The 17,403-nt window shown below is 39.7% G+C and carries 16 protein-coding genes; 7 read left to right on the plus strand and 9 right to left on the minus strand.

All coding sequences use genetic code 11. From position 1 onward, the window contains the following. Positions 1–19: 19 nt before the first annotated feature. The 5 genes from atpI to asnC form a co-directional block, all read right to left on the minus strand. Positions 20–397, minus strand: coding sequence for a F0F1 ATP synthase subunit I (gene atpI, locus PR834_RS12645; RefSeq protein WP_004906317.1), 378 nt, complete (start codon positions 395–397; stop codon positions 20–22). 601 nt (positions 398–998) lie between these two features. Continuing rightward, entirely contained in the window at positions 999–1,619 is a 621-nt protein-coding gene (gene rsmG, locus PR834_RS12650) for a 16S rRNA (guanine(527)-N(7))-methyltransferase RsmG (protein ID WP_004906320.1), read from the minus strand. Position 1,620: 1 nt separating this feature from the next. Further along, positions 1,621–3,510, minus strand: coding sequence for a tRNA uridine-5-carboxymethylaminomethyl(34) synthesis enzyme MnmG (mnmG, locus tag PR834_RS12655; protein ID WP_196724830.1), 1,890 nt, complete (start codon positions 3,508–3,510; stop codon positions 1,621–1,623). Positions 3,511–3,887: 377 nt separating this feature from the next. Next, positions 3,888–4,328, minus strand: a complete 441-nt coding sequence (gene mioC, locus PR834_RS12660; RefSeq protein WP_094962009.1) for an FMN-binding protein MioC — start codon at positions 4,326–4,328, stop codon at positions 3,888–3,890. Between the two features lie 91 nt (positions 4,329–4,419). Then, the gene (asnC, locus tag PR834_RS12665) at positions 4,420–4,881 is read right to left on the minus strand and encodes a transcriptional regulator AsnC (RefSeq protein WP_004906326.1); all 462 of its coding nucleotides are present in this window, start codon (positions 4,879–4,881) and stop codon (positions 4,420–4,422) included. Between the two features lie 161 nt (positions 4,882–5,042). Between asnC and asnA the strand changes: the two genes are divergently transcribed. Further along, positions 5,043–6,035, plus strand: coding sequence for an aspartate--ammonia ligase (gene asnA, locus PR834_RS12670; RefSeq protein ID WP_004906329.1), 993 nt, complete (start codon positions 5,043–5,045; stop codon positions 6,033–6,035). Here asnA and viaA read toward each other — a convergent pair whose 3' ends face one another. Together viaA and ravA are read right to left on the minus strand one after the other, a co-directional pair. Next, entirely contained in the window at positions 6,036–7,493 is a 1,458-nt protein-coding gene (gene viaA, locus PR834_RS12675) for an ATPase RavA stimulator ViaA (RefSeq protein WP_262961017.1), read from the minus strand. 2 nt (positions 7,494–7,495) lie between these two features. Then, on the minus strand, positions 7,496–9,013 hold the full coding sequence (ravA, locus tag PR834_RS12680) for an ATPase RavA (RefSeq protein ID WP_096863683.1): 1,518 nt from the start codon (positions 9,011–9,013) through the stop codon (positions 7,496–7,498). A gap of 280 nt (positions 9,014–9,293) precedes the next feature. On the opposite strand from ravA, the gene rbsD reads away from it, so the two are divergent. The 6 genes from rbsD (at position 9,294) to rbsR (ending at position 15,118) form a co-directional block, all read left to right on the plus strand. After that, positions 9,294–9,713 (plus strand): D-ribose pyranase, encoded by a 420-nt coding sequence (gene rbsD, locus PR834_RS12685; protein WP_094962013.1) that lies wholly within the window; start codon positions 9,294–9,296, stop codon positions 9,711–9,713. Positions 9,714–9,720: 7 nt separating this feature from the next. Beyond that, a complete protein-coding gene (gene rbsA / locus PR834_RS12690; RefSeq protein WP_136134552.1) occupies positions 9,721–11,235 on the plus strand; it encodes a ribose ABC transporter ATP-binding protein RbsA in 1,515 nt (504 codons plus the stop codon). Then, positions 11,232–12,194, plus strand: a complete 963-nt coding sequence (rbsC, locus tag PR834_RS12695) for a ribose ABC transporter permease (protein ID WP_004906340.1) — start codon at positions 11,232–11,234, stop codon at positions 12,192–12,194. The genes rbsA and rbsC overlap by 4 nt, the downstream gene beginning before the upstream one ends. Positions 12,195–12,212: 18 nt before the next feature. Then, entirely contained in the window at positions 12,213–13,103 is an 891-nt protein-coding gene (gene rbsB / locus PR834_RS12700) for a ribose ABC transporter substrate-binding protein RbsB (RefSeq protein WP_004906343.1), read from the plus strand. 80 nt (positions 13,104–13,183) lie between these two features. Further along, on the plus strand, positions 13,184–14,113 hold the full coding sequence (gene rbsK, locus PR834_RS12705) for a ribokinase (protein WP_004906346.1): 930 nt from the start codon (positions 13,184–13,186) through the stop codon (positions 14,111–14,113). A gap of 3 nt (positions 14,114–14,116) precedes the next feature. Further along, entirely contained in the window at positions 14,117–15,118 is a 1,002-nt protein-coding gene (gene rbsR / locus PR834_RS12710; protein ID WP_164564183.1) for a ribose operon transcriptional repressor RbsR, read from the plus strand. Here the strand turns inward: rbsR and mdtD are convergent. Further along, positions 15,115–16,518: a multidrug transporter subunit MdtD gene (gene mdtD / locus PR834_RS12715; protein WP_004906350.1), complete on the minus strand. Its 1,404-nt coding sequence runs from the start codon at positions 16,516–16,518 to the stop codon at positions 15,115–15,117. The two genes, rbsR and mdtD, sit on opposite strands and share 4 nt — an antisense overlap. Before the next feature lie 47 nt (positions 16,519–16,565). Beyond that, positions 16,566–17,264 carry a FadR/GntR family transcriptional regulator gene (locus tag PR834_RS12720; protein WP_004906351.1) on the minus strand — a complete coding sequence of 233 codons (699 nt, stop codon included), beginning with the start codon at positions 17,262–17,264 and terminating at the stop codon, positions 16,566–16,568. Positions 17,265–17,403 lie beyond the last annotated feature (139 nt).

Raw genomic sequence — 17,403 nt, forward strand, 5'->3', positions numbered from 1 at the left:
TTTTGTAGTTTAAAAATACTTACCGTTTAAAAACGGCTGGTGCAACAATCTGAACAATTAGCACCGCTAAATAGGTCAAACCCAGTGGTGTTAATGACGCTTTGAACACACCGAAAGCAACAACTAAGACAGCGATAGTTGTAACAACCTTTAGCCCTGCTCCTAATGCTAAGAACCAGGCAATGCGGACAGGTTCATCCTCTCCTTTTGCTTTCTGAAATTGTGCTAGCAGCATAAATACGATATTTGGTAACCAGCATGCTAACCCACCAGCAAGAGCAGAGGCCCCCCATTCTATACTATTTGCACAGAAAGCCCCACTGAGGATCACTAAAGTTATAAACTGAACAGACAACTGCTTTGCAGCGTGTTTGTTGTCATAAAGGGATACAGACATAACTTTTTGTTTACTCCCAGCTCTTCTCAGCCTCAGAAACGCTAAGTGTTGTATAAAACTGCCTTTGCGTAAATGTGTCAAGAGACAAAAACGTGCAAATTATACGGGCAGGCGAAATGAATTCAATCAGTAAGTAGCGAAAAGGTGAATAAATATTTAATTTTTTCGAGTTGGCGCAGAATTGTCGCTGTAATAATTAATAAATAGTTAATGAATTGCTGCATATATTCACATTAATGTGATAAATATCACATTTGACTTTATCCTCTTTATTTATTCTTTCAACTTTACTGACAACAAAAAATAGATTTAATCTGTAAATCAAACAATTAAAGAATTAGTTTTTTAAGTTAAATTTAAACGTGATAAATCAAATATTTCACTGTTAACTATTTACCTAGCTAAATCGATTAAGTAAAAATTGCCAATTAGCCAGCATTTTTTCTATCAACACTTTATTTTTGAAACTTATTCGTTATTTACATGTAAATAACACGTGAAATATAAGTATTTATTCTTTAGCTAAAAATAAAAATAGCCGGTGCTTTTTAACACACCGACTATCGCTCTAAAAGACAAAATATTTTGACAGAAAGCAACTTTATTTTATAGAAACTTTAACTAAATGGCGCTGCTCATCAAGTTCAGGTACTTCAAGCTCTGTAATAGATTCAATCACAAAACCTTCTGGTAGCACCATTTCATCATCACGAATGACACCTTTAAGTGCATAAAAGCGCCCTTCAGATGAAGGTAAATGATGGCACCAACCCAACATATCATTCAGCGAAGCAAATGCGCGGCTAATCACACCATCAAAACCATTTTCAATCCGATATTCTTCAACACGTGATTGAACAGGCTCAATATTAGTTAGCCCTAACTCATGTTGAACCTGTTTTAGAAAGCGTATGCGCTTCCCTAAGCTGTCCAATAAAACAAAATGGGAATCAGGTCGAACAATCGCTAAAGGAACACCAGGCAAACCAGGACCTGTTCCTACATCAATAAATTTTGTTCCGTTGAGTTGACCGTTCACCACTATGCTATCCATGATATGACGGATTAACATCTGCTGTGGGTCACGTACCGATGTCAGGTTATAGGCTTTATTCCATTTCGCTAATAACCCAACATAATCAACTAACTGCTGTTTTTGCTTTTCCGTTAAGTCGATATCGGTTTTTACTAGCAATTGATTAAGTTTCGATAATAAATCCACGTTAAGCGCTCCGGCGTAGCATGCCTTGTTTTTTCAGCCAAACAAGTAAAATAGAGATTGCAGCAGGCGTGATCCCTGAAATTCGTGATGCTTGACCAATAGATGTTGGTTTATGATCGTTTAGTTTCGCCATCACTTCGTTAGACAACCCTTTGACTTGTTTGTAATCAAGGTCAACAGGCAACAAGGTATTTTCATTACGCAGTTGTCTTTCAATTTCTTCTTTTTGACGAGCAATATACCCTTCGTATTTAACTTGGATTTCCACTTGATCCGCAGCTTGAGGATCATCAATACCCGGTGCAAAAAGGTTGAGTGAAGTTAACATTTTATACGTCATTTCTGGGCGACGGAGTAAATCTTCCCCATTTGCTTCTTTAGATAATGGAACGGTTAAAATTCCATCTATTTCTGTGTGGTTATCCGATTTAGGATGAACCCAGATATCTTTTAAGCGCTGACGCTCTTTTTCAATCAATTCGACTTTGTTATTAAAATGCGCCCAGCGAACATCATCAACTAAACCTAACTCTCGGCCTTTTTCTGTCAGACGTAAATCTGCATTGTCTTCACGAAGCATCAAACGGTATTCAGCACGTGAGGTAAACATACGGTAAGGTTCTTTTGTCCCTAAAGTACAAAGGTCGTCAACGAGAACACCAATATAAGCTTGGTCACGACGAGGGAACCAACCTTCTAAACCAAAGGCATGTTGTGCAGCATTAAGGCCGGCTAGTAGTCCTTGAGCCCCTGCTTCTTCATAACCTGTTGTACCGTTAATTTGGCCAGCAAAAAATAAGCCATCAATAAATTTACTTTCAAGCGTTTGTTTTAGATCTCTAGGGTCAAAGAAATCATATTCAATAGCATAACCAGGGCGGATGATCCTTGCATTTTCCATTCCTTTCATGGAATGAACAATTTGCATTTGAACATCAAATGGTAAGCTGGTGGATATCCCGTTAGGGTAAATTTCATTGCTTGTTAAGCCTTCTGGCTCTAAGAAGATCTGATGTGAGTCTTTATCGGCAAAACGCATAACTTTATCTTCGATCGAAGGGCAATAACGTGGGCCGATCCCTTCAATAACCCCTGCATACATAGGGCTACGATCCAAGTTATTTCTGATCACTTCATGGGTTTTTTCATTGGTATAGGTGATATGACAAGGCATCTGCTGTGGATGTTGAACTTGTGAACCTAAAAATGAAAATACCGGCATTGGATCATCACCTAGCTGTTGAGCTAACTGACTGAAATCAATAGTTCTTGCATCAATACGTGGTGGCGTTCCTGTTTTTAAACGATTAACACGTAAAGGCAATTCTCTCAAACGTTGAGAAAGTGAAATTGAAGGGGGATCACCTGCACGACCACCACTGTAATTTTCTAAACCTATATGAATTTTGCCATCAAGGAAAGTACCAACGGTTAATACTACAGCTTTGGCTTTAAATTTTAAGCCCATGCGAGTAATAGCCCCTGTAACTCGATTGTTTTCAACAATTAAGTCTTCTACAGGTTGTTGAAAAATCATCAAATTTGGCTGATTTTCTAAAGCCATTCTAACAGCTTGGCGATAAAGAACACGGTCAGCTTGTGCTCGGGTTGCACGAACTGCAGGCCCTTTGCTGGCATTTAATGTTCTAAATTGAATACCTGCTTTGTCTGTTGCTGTGGCCATTAGACCACCAAGGGCATCAATTTCTCTAACCAGATGCCCCTTACCGATCCCACCGATGGCTGGGTTGCAAGACATCTGGCCCAATGTATCAATATTGTGAGTCAGTAATAGGGTTTGACGCCCCATACGTGCAGCTGCCATTGCTGCTTCAGTACCGGCATGACCACCACCAATTACGATGACGTCAAATTGCTCTGGATAAAACATGTGTGGACCTTAAACGTTAGAAAATGCGGATTGTGCATTTGAGGAGAGAATTCTACTCAAGTTTGAGGAAGAGACCAAGCTTTAGGTTTCTCCCCTATATAATATAAAGATCTTTTTATTTAAAGATCTCTTTATTAGATCTTTTATTAGGATCACTCGTTTCTGTGGATAAGTGGATTTTCACTTTAAAGATCATAAAAGTGTAAAGGATCATATACTGTGAATGATCCGTGATCCATTTGCGTATAAGCTGGGATCAAAAAGGGTACTTATGCACAGGGCATGGGGAACCTAAAACTTATACTCTGGATAACTACGGGTTAATACCGGGATCTTCTCTGAGTTATCCACAGTTGATTGCTGTTATTTTAATCAAATTAGAGTTCGTTTGCCCAAATTTTAACCCATTCCCCTGCGGGATCTTCGGGTATTTCGTGTTGTTGGACATCAATTTCCAAACATTCACCGATCCTTTTAGCCCCTTGCTTGGTTAACAAGTCATCTATTTTATGGATCGCACCACAAAAAGTGTCATATTCAGAGCTACCGATCCCTACCGAGCCAAATTGAACTTGGCTTAGATCAGGAGCACTTTCTTCTATTGAATCAAAAAGAGGTTGAATATTTTCAGGGAGATCACCTGCACCATGTGTTGAGCTCACCACCAGCCATATGCCTTCAAGTGTTAAGTCATCAAGCTCCGGGCCATGCTGAATTTCGGTTTCATGACCGAGTTCTTCTAAAATCTCAGCCATGTGCTCGGCAACATACTCCGCACTGCCCATTGTACTGCCACTTATTAAGGTTACTTTTGTCATGGTGATTCTCTTTCACAATAATAGGGCGCTATTGTACGCTGTGAATGAGCTGGGATCTACCTGTGGATAATGTGGTTATATCATTTTTTTTCTACGGATTGATTGTTCGTAAGATCGGGTTTTGTAAGGAGATCAGTGTTTCTGTGGATTGTATCTCATCAATGGTCTGAATTTTGTTGATAAGTACGTCTTGTAAAGAATCGATAGAACGGCACATTACTTTAATAAAAATGCTGTATTGCCCTGTTGTGTAGTACACCTCGACAACTTCTTCTAAGGCATCTAATTTTTTTAGTGCGGTTGGGTAATCTTTTGCACTTTTTAAAATAATGCCAATAAAGCAACAAACATCGAACCCTAATTGTTTTGGGTTTATATCAATACGTGTGCCTTTAATAATTCCTGCTTGTTTCATTTTTTCGACACGGACATGAATTGTCCCGGGACTAACAGCGAATTTTTTGGCTAATTCAGCATACGGTATGCGTGCATTTGCCATTAATTCGTGAAGTATGTCACGATCGAGATTATCGATTTGATAATTTTCCGGCATTATTCCACCTCTATTTTAACGATTATTCATTTTTATACCTGTTTTTTTATTCAAAATAAACAGTAAAGGCTTTTTTTAATGATGGATATTGAATTTATACCTCATTTTGTTGCTTAATCTATACATCAGCTAATACAGCTAACAAATTATGGGAATAAATTATGGACAAGTCATTTATCGAACATCAGCAACAAATTAGTTTTGTGAAATCATATTTCTCACGTTTACTTGAAAAAGAATTAGGGTTAATTGAAGTTCAAGGGCCAATCCTAAGCCGCTTAGGGGATGGTACTCAAGACAACTTATCTGGCAGCGAAAAAGCCGTTCAAGTGAAAGTGAAATCAATTCCAGGTGCAACCTTTGAAGTGGTTCATTCTTTGGCTAAATGGAAACGTAAAACATTAGGTCGTTTCGGTTTTAGTAAAGGCCAAGGTTTATACACGCATATGAAAGCGTTGCGTCCGGACGAGGATCGCTTAACCCCAATCCACTCCGTCTATGTTGATCAGTGGGATTGGGAAAAAGTGATGGCAGATGAGGAACGTACACTTCCTTATCTGAAGCAGACAGTGGGTAAAATCTATAAGGCAATAAAAGAAACAGAAGCTGCCGTAAGTAAAGAATTTGGGTTGGCACCGTTCCTGCCTGACCAAATCCACTTTATTCACAGTGAAGAGTTGTTACAGCGCTACCCTGATTTAGATGCGAAAGGGCGTGAACGCGCAATCGCAAAAGAATTAGGCGCAGTATTCTTAATTGGTATCGGTGGTAAGCTATCTAGCGGTGAATCACATGATGTTCGTGCGCCAGACTACGATGACTGGACAACAAAAAATGAAGACGGTTTTTGTGGTTTGAACGGCGACATCATTGTGTGGAACCCTGTTTTACAGGACGCATTTGAGCTTTCTTCAATGGGAATTCGCGTAAGTCCTGAGTGTTTAACTCGTCAATTAAGTTTAACTGGCGATGAAAAACGTATGGAATTAGAGTGGCACCAAGCGTTAGTGAAAGGTGAAATGCCACAAACTATCGGTGGTGGTATTGGCCAGTCTCGCTTAGTTATGCTACTTCTTCAACGCCAACACATTGGCCAAGTGCAATGTGGTGTATGGGGTGCTGAAATGCAAGAATCCGTTGAAGGTATGCTGTAATTAGCGGCTAAAGCGGCGTAACAGCCTGCTTTTTAACCCAGTATCAAAACGCCAAATATGGTCAAAGATCTTCATGATACTGGGTTTCCCATAATTTGATACAGATACCGCATGGAAGCGGTATTTACCTTTCTTCTGCATAATCTTTATTTTCTGAATTAACTCATCCGGTAAACGCTGAGCAACAAAATCAGAAATCACCACGGCATCTGCATCAATCCACTGTTTTGATTCCAATTTTATTGCGGTTTCTTGCAAACAAGCCGCAAGGTCAGTCCCACCTTTAAATGTTTGATGTAAAAAACGAATACATTGCTCTAAGCCATCAATAGAAAGTAAATCGTAATGCACAATTTCTGTGGAAAATAACATCACATGGCATGAGCGGTTATCCGCCAGCGCAATTTTCATTAGCGCGAGGCAAAATGCTTTGGCGCAGCGTTCATTTAAACCGCCCATCGAACCCGATGTATCAATACATACAACAAATGGCCCTCTTGGCTGTTCTTCATTATGGTGGTGGGTAATAGGGCGCAGAACTTTTCTTTCTTGCCAGCTATCTCCTTGTAACCGATAAGTTAGAAGCTGTTTTTCGAGTAATTTTCGATAGAACTCAAATTCAATATCTTCAAGGCCTAACATAGCGAGTTCTGCAGGTAATAACCGTAAAATATCATCACTCTGATTTAAGCCATTAACTTGCTCAGGAACCGTTTCTGGCACTTTTTCCATGATAGTCATTGGTTCAAGAAAAACACTATCATCAGGAATGGATTGAGCGGATTGGCTACGGCCTAATAATTGGGCTATTTTTTCTAATTCAGGCTGCTGACGTAAAAATTCACTGTATTGGCTTAATAATTGGTCATTATAAGCGGAAGTCATGTTCACACCTTTGGTTAAATCCCACAGCCGGCCAGCAGCACGATCATTTTCGCCAAGAATATCTTCTAAATTACCACTTAGAGCCAGTCGGCGTTGTAATTCTGCCAATAATTGTTCTTTTTCCTGTTCTAGTAGCTCTTTATGTAGTGTTGTAACTTGTAAAATTAAGCTAATACGCCATCTTTGAACAAATAATGATTGTCTTGCACTGCGGTTCTCTATTTTCCCACTCTGTAGCTGATATGCCTCACGGTAAAAAGGGGAATCCAGTTGGTGAAGTTTTGCGATGACATTAGGTAATTGGATAAAAAAGGCATCTGTCGAAATCCCAAGGGACTGACGATAAAGTTCAAATTCTTCTGAAAGTTGTGCGGGAACAAGCGCATCTTGCATACGCTGTTTGAGATCCTTTTTCCAACCCGATAAATCTTTGAGTAAAGCTTTTTTTAATCGAGGATGTTTTTCAAAAAATACCGCCAATTGAGGAGTTGCTAGCAAAGATATAATTATCTCTTCAATTAATTGGCCTTCATTAACCGAAAGCAGCATTTCTAATGTGGCTAAACTCATCATCGCTATTCGGCCACTTTACCCGTGATTTGGTTACGTAATTGGTTTAGCTTTTCAGTGAGCTTTATAAAACTTTGTTCAATATCCGCAAGCCAGTGTGGTTCAATAAATAAGTTGGGCTGCTGTTTTTCAAACTGATAGCGTGCGGCTTGAATCTCACCTTGAATTTTATCTAGCTTGTCTAGCCACTCTTGGTTATTTGTATTTGGCGCAAGTGACGAGGTTTTATCTTGAATATATAAAGTAGATGATTGATGACTTACATCTAATAACTGTATCTGGTTTAAATTATTTACCTCAGCAGCAATGTCTTGCGCAAAACCAATCCCATTTAGATGAGCGGACAGTGTCGTTCCTTTATTTAAGAAGGTTATTAGTGACTTTTTATCAGTTGTTACAAAGGTAACTTTCATATTATGCAGTTGAAGTGGACGATGTAAAAACAGGGTAATTCGACCGTCACTGATATTTTCGGGCAATACGTAAGACGCTTTACGAGCAAACATCGCATTGTTTTTATTGACTTTAAATGCATCTTGGTTGTTTTGGTCTTGGGTCGATGACATCCATTGCTGATAAATTTGCTCTATTTCGCGAGTTAACTTTCTCTGTTGCCAGCCATCTTCTTGTAATAATGACTGCAATAGTTGCGGTAAAGTATTCATCGATTGCATGTCATGCCAGAGACAATCTTTTAATAACACAAGATCTAGAGGAGATACGCTGTTGCGACCATTAAAGAAAGCACTTGCTTGTAATAGGTAAACTGCTTTTTTCCAGCGCCTATCGGAAACATAAAGTTGTTTATCTGTAGCATCTAACTGCTGGCGTAATTGGTAAATAAGTTCAAAACAGTGATCGGGTAGCGTAATTTTAGGAATTTCTTGTTGCCACTGTTGGTACTCTTCATCACTGATTTTTAAATGCTCTGGCATTTGAGATTCATTCAGCGATGATTTTCCTGTTAACAGTGCGCGAAAATTTTGTTTCTCTTGTACTTTATCCAACCAAATACGTACTAGCATTCTGTCAAATAGCGCCTCGAGGCTATTATCTGCATCGGGTAATTCATTTGATGCAGTTACTAATAACCGCATAGGGATGGATTTTTCTTCATCACCATTACGGAACTTGCGCTCATTTACCGCCGTTAATAAGGTATTTAAAATGGCTGGGCCCGCTTTCCATATTTCATCAAGAAATACGACTTCAGCGTCTGGTAAATAACCTTTGGTTAAACGTTCATATCGTCCTTCATCTTTTAGCGCCTGTATTGAAAGAGGACCAAAGATTTCTTCCGGTGTTGAAAATCGCGTCATTAAGTATTCAAAAGCGTTTGCGTGACGAAAAGCATATTTCATTCTTCGTGCAATTAAGCTTTTGGCAATACCTGGAGGGCCTAATAGAAATACGCTTTCACCGCTTAATGTGGCTAATAAGCACAAACGAATAGCTTGCTGGCGTTCATATAAACCGCTTTCAAGGTAATTGCTTAATTGGGCTATTCGTTCAGCAAGCTGCATATTCATTCCTTTTATTGTAGAAGCGTTGATATTAAAACTATCAATTTCTTTTATTACATACTGCGACCTATTTTTCCATTTTTCTTTGATATGCTCCAAGAAATTAGAAAAAACGATTCAGCTATAAGTGATTCAATAAGTTATTGTTTTTAAACTTTCTCAACACGAACGAAACGTTTCGATATTGATCACAAATATTAATCATCAATATTGAGTTGTGACTTATCTTTACTATTATTACATGAGCGAAACGTTTCGCTTACTGGAATGGCGGTGAAAAATGAAAAAGGGTGTTTTACTTAATGCCAACGTTACCTCTGTAATCGCAAGATTAGGTCATACAGACCAAATAACGCTTGCTGATGCAGGTTTACCCATTTATCAAGGAACGGAACGTATTGATTTAGCCATTACGCAAGGTTTACCAGATTTCATGTCAGTTTTAAGTGTCATCACCCAAGAGATGCAAGTTGAAAAAGCCATTCTAGCAGAGGAAATCAGCACCATTAACCCACAAATGGAAGCCGCTATTTTGGCTCATTTACAACAGTTAGAAGTCACTCAAAACAATACGATTGAAATTATTTATTGCAGTCATGAACGTTTTAAACAACTCACTCATGACAGTAAAGCAGTGATCCGAACAGGGGAATGTTCACCGTTCGCTAACGTTATTCTTTGTTCTGGTGTGACTTTCTGAGGTGACTATGCAACCTTTATTAGAACTTATCGGGATTGATAAATCATTTCCAGGGGTAAAAGCCCTCAGTGGTGCGACATTGAATGTCTATCCAGGGAAAGTCATGGCGCTGGTGGGGGAAAATGGGGCTGGCAAATCAACCATGATGAAAGTGCTGACAGGTATTTATAAAAAAGATGCCGGGCAAATCCGCTATTTAGGCAAAGAAGTGGCGTTTAATGGGCCCAAAAGTTCCCAAGAGGCGGGTATTGGGATTATCCACCAAGAACTCAACCTGATCCCTGAATTAACCATCGCTGAAAATATTTTTCTAGGCCGAGAGTATGTTAATGCATTTGGCAAAATTAACTGGAAAAAAATGTTCAGTGAGTCTGACAAACTGCTTAAACGGCTTAACCTTGATTATGATAGCCATCAAACTATTGCAGAGCTTTCTATCGGCGAACAACAAATGGTCGAAATCGCCAAAGTCCTTAGCTTCCAATCACAAGTGATTATCATGGATGAACCCACTGATGCGCTAACGGATACGGAAACAGAATCCTTATTTAGAGTTATCGAAGACTTAAAAGCTCAAGGCTGTGGCATTGTTTATATTTCTCATCGTTTAAAAGAAATTTTTGAAATTTGCGACGATGTAACGGTGTTTCGCGATGGCCAGTTTATTGGTGAGAAACCCGTGAGTGAATTAGAAGAAGAAAAACTCATTGAAATGATGGTTGGTCGTAAACTTGAAGACCAATATCCAAGGGTTGAGGTAGAAACTGGAGAAATTAGGCTGCAGCTTGAAGATGTATCTGGACCTGGTGTAACAAATGCCAATTTCACCCTAAAGAGTGGGGAAATTTTAGGTGTATCTGGTTTGATGGGCGCGGGGCGTACAGAGTTGATGAAAATCATCTACGGCGCGGCGACAAAAAAATCAGGTACGATAAAACTGGAAGGCAAACCCGTAACACTGAAAACACCACAAGATGGCTTAAACAGTGGCATTGTTTATATTTCAGAAGACCGTAAACGTGATGGATTAGTATTAGGCATGTCAGTGAAAGAAAATATGTCATTGACGGCATTACGTTATTTTAGTCGTGCGGGGGGAAGTCTCAAGCATGGTGAAGAGCAGCAAACCGTTAGCGATTTCATACGATTATTCAATATTAAAACCCCGTCTATGGACCAAATAATTGGTAATCTTTCTGGTGGAAACCAGCAAAAAGTTGCCATTGCGCGCGGTTTGATGACAAGACCAAAAGTACTGATCCTCGATGAGCCAACTCGTGGTGTAGACGTTGGTGCTAAAAAAGAAATCTATCAACTAATTAACCAGTTTAAAAAAGAAGGGCTGAGTATCATTTTAGTTTCTTCAGAAATGCCTGAAGTAATAGGAATGAGTGACCGCATTTTGGTGATGCACGAAGGTCATATCAGCGGCGAATTTTCAGCCAAAGACGCGACTCAGGAAGCCTTAATGGCTGCCGCAGTGGGTAAAAATTATGGCTCAGTTCAGGAGTTATCAGTATGAGTTCAACTACCGCATCATCAAAACGCTGGTTCAGCAAAGCATGGCTGATGGAGCAAAAATCATTAATCGCACTATTAGTTTTGATTGCAATCGTATCAACATTAAGCCCGAATTTTTTTACGGTTAATAACCTATTCAATATCTTACAACAAACCTCCGTCAACGCCATTATGGCGGTTGGGATGACATTAGTTATCTTAACGTCAGGAATCGACCTTTCTGTTGGGTCCTTATTGGCCTTAACGGGAGCGGTTGCGGCCTCAATGGTTGGAGCGGAAGTTAACGCATTAGTGGCTGTTGCGGGAGCACTAGCACTTGGTGCTGCTATCGGTGCATGTACAGGAGTGATTGTTGCAAAAGGAAAAGTCCAAGCTTTCATTGCGACTTTAGTCATGATGCTACTACTGCGTGGTGTGACACGAGTTTACACAGACGGCAGCCCTATCAATACAGGATTTAGTGATAACGCAGACTTATTTGGTTGGTTTGGTATTGGCCGCCCATTTGGTATTCCTACCCCAGTCTGGTTAATGATCATCGTTTTTGCTGCGGCATGGTATATGTTGCACCATACTCGCCTTGGTCGTTACATCTACGCACTTGGTGGGAATGAAGCGGCTACCCGTCTTTCTGGTATTAATGTCGACCGCATTAAAATAGTGGTTTATGCCTTATGTGGACTGCTAGCGGCATTGGCGAGTGTCATTGAAGTTGCACGTTTATCATCGGCTCAGCCAATGGCAGGTAATGGGTATGAACTTGATGCTATTGCTGCGGTTGTACTTGGTGGTACCAGTCTTGCTGGTGGTAAAGGGCGCATAGTTGGAACATTGATTGGTGCGCTGATCCTTGGTTTCTTAAACAATGGATTAAACTTATTAGGTATTTCGTCAAACTACCAGATGATTGTTAAAGCTGTCGTCATCTTACTCGCTGTACTTGTTGATAATAAAAAGTAACCCTACAGGAAAATTATTATGAAACTGAACAAACTAGCAACGTTATTATCTGCAGTTGCACTGAGTGCAACCGTTAGTGTCAATGCGATGGCGAAAGATAGCATTGCACTCGTAATTTCTACATTGAATAACCCATTCTTTGTGACGATGAAAGATAGCGCACAAAAAGAAGCGGATAAATTGGGTTATGAGCTGATTGTTTTAGATTCCCAAGACAACCCAGCCAAAGAGTTAGCCAACGTTCAAGATTTAACCGTTCGCGGTACAAAATTAATGTTAATTAACCCAACGGATTCAGATGCGGTGGGTAACTCAATATTAATGGCTAATAAAGCAAATATACCTGTCATCACTTTGGATAGAGCAGCTAACAAAGGTGAAGTTGTCAGCCATGTGGCATCAGATAACCGCATGGGCGGGAAAATGGCTGCCGACTATATTGCACAAAAAACAGGCAATGAAGCGAAAGTGATTCAATTAGAAGGTATTTCAGGTACATCAGCAGCGCGTGAGCGCGGTGAAGGTTTTAGTACTGGAGCAAAAGAGCACAAATTCAATTTACTGGCGAGCCAACCTGCTGATTTCGATAGAACAAAAGGCTTGAACGTAATGCAAAACTTGTTAACGGCACATCCCGCTGTTCAAGCGGTATTTGCTCAAAATGATGAAATGGCATTAGGGGCATTAAGAGCTTTACAAACCGCAGGCCGTACTGATGTTCTGGTTGTCGGTTTTGATGGAACAAATGATGGTATCAAAGCTGTTGAAGGTGGAAAATTAGGTGCAACTATTGCACAGCGTCCAGACCAAATTGGGATTGTTGGTGTTCAGATTGCAGATAAAGTCTTAAAAGGCGAAAAAGTGGATTCAACGGTTCCGGTTGAATTAGAATTAGTGGTAAAACAATAAGATAAAAACCGCCGCGGCATACTGCGGCGGTTTATTTTAGTTTGCAATTCATTGGGTCATCAAAAAAGGAAATAAACGTTATGGGTACAGCAAAACTGGTGGTTCTCGGTAGTATCAATGCGGATCATATATTAAATGTTAAGCATTTCCCTCAGCCGGGTGAAACCGTTAGAGGCGATCATTACCAAGTTGCATTTGGCGGGAAAGGCGCCAACCAAGCTGTTGCAGCTGGTCGCAGTGGTGCTGACATAACGTTTATTGCTTGTGTTGGTGATGACGATATTGGTGTGAGTATAAAAAAACAGTTATCTCTCGATAATATTAAAACTGAATGTATTGATGCAATTGAAGGTGAAACGACAGGTGTCGCCCTCATTTATGTGAATCAACAAGGGGAAAATACAATTGGCATCAATGCAGGTGCAAATGCGCAACTAACCAAGGCAAGGTTAGCTCATTATCAGCAAAAAATTGTGGAAGCGGATGCGGTATTGATGCAACTGGAATCCCCCATTGAAACAGTACAAATGGCCGCTGAAATAGCTAAGAAAAACAATACGAAAGTCATTTTGAACCCTGCACCTGCTCAATCATTACCTGATTCATTATTATCATTAGTTGATATCATCACACCAAATGAAACAGAAGCTGAACACTTAACAGGTATTGCGGTTAATGATAATCAAGGTGCTCAGGATGCAGCTGAAGCCTTACATCAAAAAGGTATTAGTAAAGTGATGATAACACTTGGTTCTCGAGGTGTTTGGTATAGTGAAAAAGGTGCAGAAGGTAAAATAATTTCTGCATTTCGCGTAAAAGCAGTGGATACTATTGCCGCAGGTGATACATTCAATGGGGCTTACGTTACTGCACTACTTGAAGGTAAGGCTGACGAAGAAGCGATTATTTTTGCTCATGCGGCGGCGGCGATAGCTGTGACTCGCCCAGGAGCTCAACCGTCTGTTCCATGGCGTAAAGAAATTGACCAGTTTTTGACTCAACAGGATTAACTTGTGGCAACAATGAAAGATGTGGCACGCCTTGCGGGGGTGTCGACATCCACCGTCTCTCACGTTATTAATCAAAATCGCTATGTCAGCGAGAGCATTACCACTCGCGTTAAAAATGCGATTGAAGAGTTAAACTATGCCCCTTCTGCGTTAGCGCGTAGTTTAAAAATGAATCGTACTAATACGATTGGGATGTTACTGACAACAAGTAATAACCCATTCTACGCAGAAGTAGTGCGGGGGGTAGAGCGGAGTTGTTACGAACGCGGTTATAGTTTGATTTTGTGCAACACTGAAGGTGACCTTCAGCGGATGAATCATAGTTTAGAAACGTTGCTACAAAAGCGTGTTGATGGGCTATTGATTATGTGCACAGAAGTTCAAGGGCCATCAAAAAATGTTTTAGCTCGTTACCCCGCTGTGCCAACGGTTATGATGGACTGGTCACCATTCGAATCAGATGGCGATATCATTCAAGATAACTCTTTTCTGGGGGGGGAAATAGCCACTCGTTACCTTATTGAATCTGGTTTTACCCGTATTGCATGTATTGCAGGACCACAAGACAAATCACCAGCAAGGGCACGTCATCAAGGTTTTATTCAAGCCATGACAGATGGCGGCATTAATATTTATGATGATTATATCATTTTCAGTGATTTTGAATTTGCTGGTGGGTTTGAGTCTATGAATAAACTGCTTAGCTTACCTGTCCCTCCCGAGGCTATTTTTGCCGGTAATGATGCGATGGCGGTGGGAGCTTATCAAGCGATATACCAAAAGGGCTTGAAAGTACCTGATGATATTTCAATTATTGGTTATGATGATATCGATCTTTCACCTTATATGATCCCACCACTAACAACAATTCATCAGCCAAAAGATAAGTTAGGCCAACAGGCTGTTGACCAACTTATTTATCGTATGGATAACCCAGAAGCAAAGGCGAGCGTTTTGGTTCTTACCCCTGAGCTAATTGAGCGCCAATCGGTTAAAAAATATTAATTCTTCGCTTTTTTGGTTTTGTTTTTTATTAAATTATCACCATCTGTCTTACTTAATAATAAGAAGACAAAAGCTGAGATAAGCGTAATGACACCAACGGTAATAAAAGTGTAGTGAAAATTATCGACCGTATTGCTATTAGGTTGTCCACCATAGAAGTTTAAGATTGCAGCACTGACTGCAATACCGAAGCTTATCGATAGTTGCTGAGTCACCGCTAACATACTATTTCCCGCACTCGCATTATTGTCTGTTAAATCAGCCAAGCAAATAGTATTCATTGCGGTGAACTGCACTGACATCACCATTCCTAAAATGAATAAAGGTACGATTAACAGGTAAATCGACATACTTGGTGATTGTAAGGAAAACTGTGCGATCATTAATCCAATAATAATGGTGATAACAAATAATGTATTACGGTAGCCATACTTAGTTAGGACCCGAGTAACTCCCGATTTAGCAGTGATTGACCCTATTGCTAGTGGTGCCATCATCATTCCTGCCACAACGGCTTCGTAACCAAAACCCACCTGCAACATTAGTGGCATTAAAAATGGAATACTGCCTGTTCCTAAGCGTGTCGCGATATTACCGCTGATCCCAATAGAAAATGTACGCGTTTTAAATAAATTCAATGGGATTATTGCGTGCTTAGTGCGTCTTGCATGGAAAATATAAACAAATAAGAAGAGAAAGCCGACTAAGACAATAGTGACTGGAATCGATGTTGAAAGAGATTTATCACTGAATAAGTCTAAGCTGACAGATAGCATGACTAAGCCGGAACCAAACAATAAGAACCCTAAAGTATCAAATTTACGTTTTGGCATTTTAAAGTCAGGCATATGTTTTAAGGCATAAAAAATACCTAAAACACCAATAGGAATATTAATAATAAATATCCAATGCCAAGTTGCATAGGTTACTAAGATACCACCTAATAGAGGCCCCAATATTGGCCCAACTAAACCAGGGATGGTGACGAAATTTAAGATAGGTAATAACTCACTTCGAGGGTAAGCCCTTATTAAGGCTAAGCGGGCGACTGGCATCATCATTGCCCCACCAATTCCTTGAATAACCCTAGAGGTCACTAAGAAATTTAAGGAAGGCGAAAGGGCACAAAGTAATGAACCAAGAGAAAATAAAGAAACCGCTAAAATAAATATACGTCTTGTACCAAATCTATCTGCAAACCAGCCGCTAACAGGAATCAATAGAGCAACAGTAAGCGTATAACTGACTACGGCTGATTGCATCGCAAGCGGCGAGTGATCAAGGCTTCTTGCAATATCAGGTAAAGCCGTATTCAAAATTGTGGCATCAAGCGCTTGCATGAAAAAGGCCATTGCCGCAATCCATGGAAGGCCAGACATATTTTTCGCTGTTTTGAACATCAGTTACCTATACAAATAAATGAAAGCTTTAATGGAATATTGTTTTGTTAGTCTTGCTTTTGGGTAATCGTTAGTAAGTTATAGCAAAGGTCGAGTGCTACTGTACTTTTACCATGAATAATTGCATTGGCAAGTTGTTGATGAATTTCGACCTCTATAACCTCATTATTAGTAATGACATCAAAGTAACGCAGATAAATAGAACGGAATAAATTAGCAAAAGAAATTAAGAAAGGATTGGCACAAGCTTTGTAAATAGTTAAATGGAAATGATAATCAACTTTCACCCAATGCGCTCTGTCAAATTCTTTGGCGAGTAACTGCATTTCACTTGCTAATAATTGTAATGATTGTTTTTGTTCTTTTGTCGCATGTATAGCCGCAAGATAACAAGCTTGAGGTTCTATTGCGAGTCGAACCATTTTAAAGTGTTCCATCACGACCGATTGCTCTTCACTATTGGACCACCATGTTAAGAGATCTTGGTCTAAAAAATTCCAATTTGAGGGAGGCATAACACGGGTACCTATTTTGGGGCGTGCTAATACCATTCCTTTTGCCGCTAATATTTTTATTGCTTCTCTTATTGCTGTTCGACTCGCTTGGAATTGTTCTGATAATTCTAATTCGCTGGGTAAAATGGAATCAGGTAAATAGGCGCTGGTTAAAATCAACTGGCCAAGATTTTCTGCAATAATATAAGAGCGATTTTTTTGTGAGGCTGTTTGTTGCTTACTTAATTCCATAATTCATCTCAAAGCATAATTCTTAGATGCATATATTACGTGAGTAGATGTGTGATTGCTGCTTAAATAGTCAACATATAGACCTAATTTAACTTATAAATATGTTTTTGGCTAAAAAAAATACGAACAAGATAAAAAC

It is taken from the genome of Providencia sp. PROV182 (genome assembly GCF_028480325.1).
GTDB lineage: Bacteria > Pseudomonadota > Gammaproteobacteria > Enterobacterales > Enterobacteriaceae > Providencia > Providencia hangzhouensis.

Coding starts and splice junctions, on each gene's coding strand:
- PR834_RS12720 (WP_004906351.1), bottom strand. CDS start 17,264: ATGGAATTAAGTAAGCAACAAACAGCCTCACAAAAAAATCGCTCTTAT.
- rbsB (WP_004906343.1), top strand. CDS start 12,213: ATGAAACTGAACAAACTAGCAACGTTATTATCTGCAGTTGCACTGAGT.
- mnmG (WP_196724830.1), bottom strand. CDS start 3,510: ATGTTTTATCCAGAGCAATTTGACGTCATCGTAATTGGTGGTGGTCAT.
- rbsK (WP_004906346.1), top strand. CDS start 13,184: ATGGGTACAGCAAAACTGGTGGTTCTCGGTAGTATCAATGCGGATCAT.
- rbsC (WP_004906340.1), top strand. CDS start 11,232: ATGAGTTCAACTACCGCATCATCAAAACGCTGGTTCAGCAAAGCATGG.
- mioC (WP_094962009.1), bottom strand. CDS start 4,328: ATGACAAAAGTAACCTTAATAAGTGGCAGTACAATGGGCAGTGCGGAG.
- atpI (WP_004906317.1), bottom strand. CDS start 397: ATGTCTGTATCCCTTTATGACAACAAACACGCTGCAAAGCAGTTGTCT.
- asnC (WP_004906326.1), bottom strand. CDS start 4,881: ATGCCGGAAAATTATCAAATCGATAATCTCGATCGTGACATACTTCAC.
- rbsD (WP_094962013.1), top strand. CDS start 9,294: ATGAAAAAGGGTGTTTTACTTAATGCCAACGTTACCTCTGTAATCGCA.
- viaA (WP_262961017.1), bottom strand. CDS start 7,493: ATGATGAGTTTAGCCACATTAGAAATGCTGCTTTCGGTTAATGAAGGC.
- rbsA (WP_136134552.1), top strand. CDS start 9,721: ATGCAACCTTTATTAGAACTTATCGGGATTGATAAATCATTTCCAGGG.
- asnA (WP_004906329.1), top strand. CDS start 5,043: ATGGACAAGTCATTTATCGAACATCAGCAACAAATTAGTTTTGTGAAA.
- ravA (WP_096863683.1), bottom strand. CDS start 9,013: ATGCAGCTTGCTGAACGAATAGCCCAATTAAGCAATTACCTTGAAAGC.
- mdtD (WP_004906350.1), bottom strand. CDS start 16,518: ATGTTCAAAACAGCGAAAAATATGTCTGGCCTTCCATGGATTGCGGCA.